Genomic DNA, 4,141 nt, shown 5'->3' with positions numbered 1-4,141 from the left:
GTCTGAGGCTTTCGATCAATCCATTTTCCCGAGCGGGAATAATTCAGGCCCGGGAACTAAACCGATGCGCCAGCTTTCCCGAGCGGGAAATTCTTATAGACATTCCTCAGAAATCCATGATACTTTCCCGTTCGGTAAATATCATGGCCAGACGCAACCTCACCATCGCCGAGATCGGCGACATTGTCCGGACAACCCGCAAGGCCGCTGGCCTGCGGCAGGACCAGCTTGCTGGCGCGGCTGGCGTCGGCCTGCGCTTCATCGTCGATCTCGAGGCGGGCAAGCCGACCGCGCAGATCGGCAAGACGCTGCAGGTCCTTGCGGCGCTGGGATGCTCGCTCGCTATCACACCGCCGCCCGACTCCAAGGGAGCGCGGCCAAAAGATCCTCAGATGCCATGACGCGCACCCTCGATGTCTGGTGGGACGGGCGCCTGGTGGGCCAGCTGACGCAGGACAAGCATTGGGAACTCGGCTTCGCCTATGCGCCGGCTTGGCTTGACGATGAGCAGGCGCAGCCCTTGTCCGCCTCGCTGCCAAAGCGGGCGGAGCCGTTCACCCGCCGCGAGTGCCGCGCGTTTTTCGGCGGTCTCCTGCCGGAGGAAAGCCAGCGCGACGCCGCGGCCCAGGCACTCGGCGTGTCACGCGCCAATGATTTCGCCCTTCTTGATCGCCTCGGCGGCGATGTGGCGGGCGCGCTCCAGCTTCTGCCGCCCGGCGAAGGTTCGGCCACTCTTGCCCCCGATCATAGGCCAACCCCGCTTGACGATGCAGGCCTGATCCGGGTGCTGGACGCGCTGCCCGTCCGCCCACTGCTCGCAGGCGAGGAAGGATTGCGTCTCTCTCTCGCAGGCGCGCAATCGAAGGTGCCGGTGGTTCTGGTGGATGGCGCGGTGGCCTTGCCTGCGCCGGGCCAGCCGACCACGCATATTCTCAAGCCGCCGATTTCGCGCTTCACGGCCACGACCGAGAACGAGGCGTTCGTGATGCGCCTTGCCGCCGCGATCGGCCTCGATGTCGCGCCGGTGGACGCGCGCATCGTTCAGGATCGAACGTTTCTGCTGGTCCAGCGCTACGATCGAGCCATCGGCGACGATGGACAGGTGCGCCGGATCCACCAGGAGGATTTCTGCCAGGCGCTTGGTGTGCCGCCGGAGACAAAGTACGCCAGCGAGGGCGGCCCGACCTTCAAGGATTGCTTCGCGCTGCTCCGCCGTGTCGCCGCAAGGCCCGCTGTGGATGTGCTGAAGCTCCTCGATGCGGTGATCTTCAATGTGATCGCCGGGAACGCCGACGCGCATGGGAAGAATTTCTCGATCCTCTACGACGCCGAAGGCCCGCGCCTCGCCCCGCTCTATGACCTGCTTGCGACCGTTGCCTATCCCGATCTCTCGCCGAAATTCGCCATGAAGATCGGGAAGCGCGCCACGCTTGCCGAACTGGACGCGAAGGGGTGGGCAGCGTTCGCGGCGGACGCGGGTATCGGCCTGCCGCTGATGCGCAGGCGGGTCGCGGAGATCGGCAAAGGCGTGATTGCGCGAACAGGCGAGGTTACCGCCGAGTTGGTGCGCCCCGGCTTCGATCTGGCGGCGATCGAAAGCCTCGCCGCGATGGTCCGCGAACGGGCGAAGCGCTGCGCACTGACAGTAGTGGAACCCGGCCGCTCGGTCAGCCAACTGCGCGATGGAGCGAATGTCGAAGGGACCAATGGCCAATGACATTTCTCTATTTCGCTTATGGCTCCAACATGTTGCCGGCACGTCTGCTTGGCCGTTGCCCGTCGGCGAAGGTCGTCAGGACGGGAGTTGCACGCGACTGGCGTCTTGCGTTTTCGAAGGCGAGTAAGGACGGTTCAGGAAAGGCGACCCTGGTTATCGCCCCGAATTCCGCCGTTCCCGGGGTCATTTTCGAGATTGATCTGGCCGAACGAGAGCAGTTGGACCAGCACGAGGGAGCAGGCTCTGGCTACCGGCGCGAGGACACTTTCGCCATCGAGGGAAGCACCGTTCCGGCGAGCAGCTATCTGGGCACCTCGTTGGACCACACATTACGGCCTTTCGATTGGTACCTCGCGACCGTCATTGCCGGCGCCGAATATCATGGGCTGGACACAGCTCATGTCGCCGCGCTGAGGGGCACGCGCTTCGTCGAGGATGCCGAATTGGGTCGAAGGACCCGCGTCGAAGCCATCAAGGCGATGCGAGAGCATGGCATCCAAGATTACCGAACGTTACTTGAAGGTCTGGGATAGGCGTGCCGATCACTCTCAATCCTATGTCGGCGCTCCCCCAATGCGAGGGAGAACAATGGAGCATCGATGCCCCTGACGATCTCGCGCAGCTTGTCGCGCTGGTGTTGGTCGGTCAGGCATTCCACGCGGCACTGATCCTTGTGGGCACGCAATTAGCGCCGCCGAAAATCACGGCAGGGCTGAAAGATACGCTCGACAAAGATCTGCATCCTACGACGGAAAAGGGTATCGAACATCGCGATGGTCTTTTATTCGAGATCATTTGCTGGGTCGCTGCCCGAAAGGGCAAGACGGGCGATGAAAAGATCGACAATTCGCACCTTAAGGCGACCAACCAGGGCACTGATGGCGTCAAGATTACGGTCGATCCAGCGACGAAGACGCTGACGAAGGCGACCGTCTACGAGTACAAATGCACGATCCATGCCCGGCAAAAATTCCAGAGTCAGGTGCTGAAGTCGTTTCGTGAGTATATTTCTGGCAAGCGCGATAATCAGCTGGCTCAAGCCGTTCTCGCCTTGCTGGAAAGCTACGGCTTCAATGGATACGAGCTCAAGACGGCATATGACACGCTGATTCAAACACGCCCGCTGGCGTTTGAAGCATCGCTGACTGTTTCGCCATCGCAGTTTCCAGCGGCCAAATGCGTCGCGTTGTTCAAGGACTATGATTCTCTTCAGGTGGCTTTGGACAAGCGCGGCGGTAACACGCTCCCGCTAGACGACGTTCGGGCCTGGTTTGCTGATTTCGCGGATCGCGTCTGGGCGCGGATTTCGACGTTCGATGTTTGACGCGCAAACCGCAGCCTTGATCCGGAGCGCGCCGGCTCTTGAGGGCGTCGACCCGTCGATGCTGCCGCAAGAACTGACCGGTATCTATTCCGAACTGGCCGGCCTCAGGCTGCGTGCGGCATCGCTAGCCGAGCAGCCCGACTACGTCGCCCAACTCGCGCGTATCGAGCGGATCGCGACTATCTACGAAGCGCTCGTCGACCGCGGTGCAGAAGATCACGAACGCCGGGCCGCCGCCTTCGTCGCAGCGACCGCTTATCAGCTTCTGGCCCGTATCCGCCCGGATCTCGAGGAGCGCGATGAACTCCTGACCACACGGGCCATTGATCCGCGCGTATCGGCACCACTTCTGTTCCTGATTGCTGAACAGAGCCCTGACGCGCGTGAAGCCGCTCGCGAGCTCGCAGGCCCCCGTCTTGAAGATATTCATCGCGGCGCTTTGGTAGAAAGCGTCGAAGACCTTGCCTTGGAACGATTTGAAGCGATCCTCGAGCGTGCCAACCGTTTGGCAGGATTGCGGCCTGGGGCCGATGCGCCGTTTGATGAACGAGCGACGCAGGCGTTGTACGGATTGTGCTGGAGCGGTCTGGTGCAAATGGTAGCACGCTTGCTCGATCGTCCTCGTGTCGAGCTCGCCTATCAATCGTTCGAAACCCCTCAGCATGCCTTCGCCCGAGTGGTGGAACTCGCAACCCGTCCGCTGAATCTTCCGGACACTGGCCTCAACATTACCTCCAGCTATGCGGGACCGCGTCATCTGGCGCGGTTGCTTATGCACGTCGCAGACGGACTTGAGGACGTTGGCGTCACTCGAATCCCACCGCCCGCTGGCGCGGAAGAGAATTCTTGGAAGCTGTGGGTTCGCCATCGCGCGTCGAGCAAACCGGTGCTTTGGCCGAATCACCGCGCCGCTCTGGCTACGCATTTTCTGGATGTTGGAAAGTCAGCGGTGCTGGTACTGCCCACCGGCGCGGGCAAAACCACGCTTTCAGAGTTGAAGATCGCCTCGACCTTGTCGGCCGGCAAGAAGGTCATCTTCCTCGTCCCGACCTTGGCTCTGGTCGATCAGCTTCGTGATGATCTTGCCGAGAGCTTTCCAG

5 protein-coding genes are annotated in these 4,141 nt (G+C 61.7%); all 5 read left to right on the top strand.

All coding sequences use genetic code 11. The annotated features are described in order from the left end of the window. Positions 1-143: 143 nt before the first annotated feature. The gene (locus ACKOED_RS15815) at positions 144-401 is read left to right on the top strand and encodes a helix-turn-helix transcriptional regulator (RefSeq protein WP_408917588.1); all 258 of its coding nucleotides are present in this window, start codon (positions 144-146) and stop codon (positions 399-401) included. Further along, positions 398-1,717 carry a type II toxin-antitoxin system HipA family toxin gene (locus ACKOED_RS15810; protein WP_408917587.1) on the top strand — a complete coding sequence of 440 codons (1,320 nt, stop codon included), beginning with the start codon at positions 398-400 and terminating at the stop codon, positions 1,715-1,717. Before ACKOED_RS15815 ends, ACKOED_RS15810 begins: the two co-directional genes overlap by 4 nt. Continuing rightward, positions 1,714-2,250, top strand: a complete 537-nt coding sequence (locus tag ACKOED_RS15805; protein WP_408917586.1) for a gamma-glutamylcyclotransferase family protein — start codon at positions 1,714-1,716, stop codon at positions 2,248-2,250. Before ACKOED_RS15810 ends, ACKOED_RS15805 begins: the two co-directional genes overlap by 4 nt. Before the next feature lie 2 nt (positions 2,251-2,252). Continuing rightward, on the top strand, positions 2,253-3,041 hold the full coding sequence (locus tag ACKOED_RS15800; RefSeq protein WP_408917585.1) for a hypothetical protein: 789 nt from the start codon (positions 2,253-2,255) through the stop codon (positions 3,039-3,041). Continuing rightward, positions 3,034-4,141, top strand: a 1,108-nt coding sequence (locus ACKOED_RS15795) for a DEAD/DEAH box helicase family protein (protein ID WP_408917584.1), incomplete at its 3' end; no start/stop codon positions are given. The genes ACKOED_RS15800 and ACKOED_RS15795, both read left to right, overlap by 8 nt.

Origin of the sequence: Aestuariivirga sp. (genome assembly GCF_046093005.1) — a bacterium.
In the GTDB taxonomy this organism is placed as follows: domain Bacteria; phylum Pseudomonadota; class Alphaproteobacteria; order Rhizobiales; family Aestuariivirgaceae; genus Aestuariivirga.
Note: the sequence above shows the minus strand (reverse complement) of the source record. Positions and strands in the feature narration are given on the sequence as shown.

Excerpts from the sequence above, each read along its gene's own strand:
- ACKOED_RS15815 (WP_408917588.1), top strand. The coding sequence starts at position 144 with ATGGCCAGACGCAACCTCACCATCGCCGAGATCGGCGACATTGTCCGG.
- ACKOED_RS15810 (WP_408917587.1), top strand. The coding sequence starts at position 398 with ATGACGCGCACCCTCGATGTCTGGTGGGACGGGCGCCTGGTGGGCCAG.
- ACKOED_RS15805 (WP_408917586.1), top strand. The coding sequence starts at position 1,714 with ATGACATTTCTCTATTTCGCTTATGGCTCCAACATGTTGCCGGCACGT.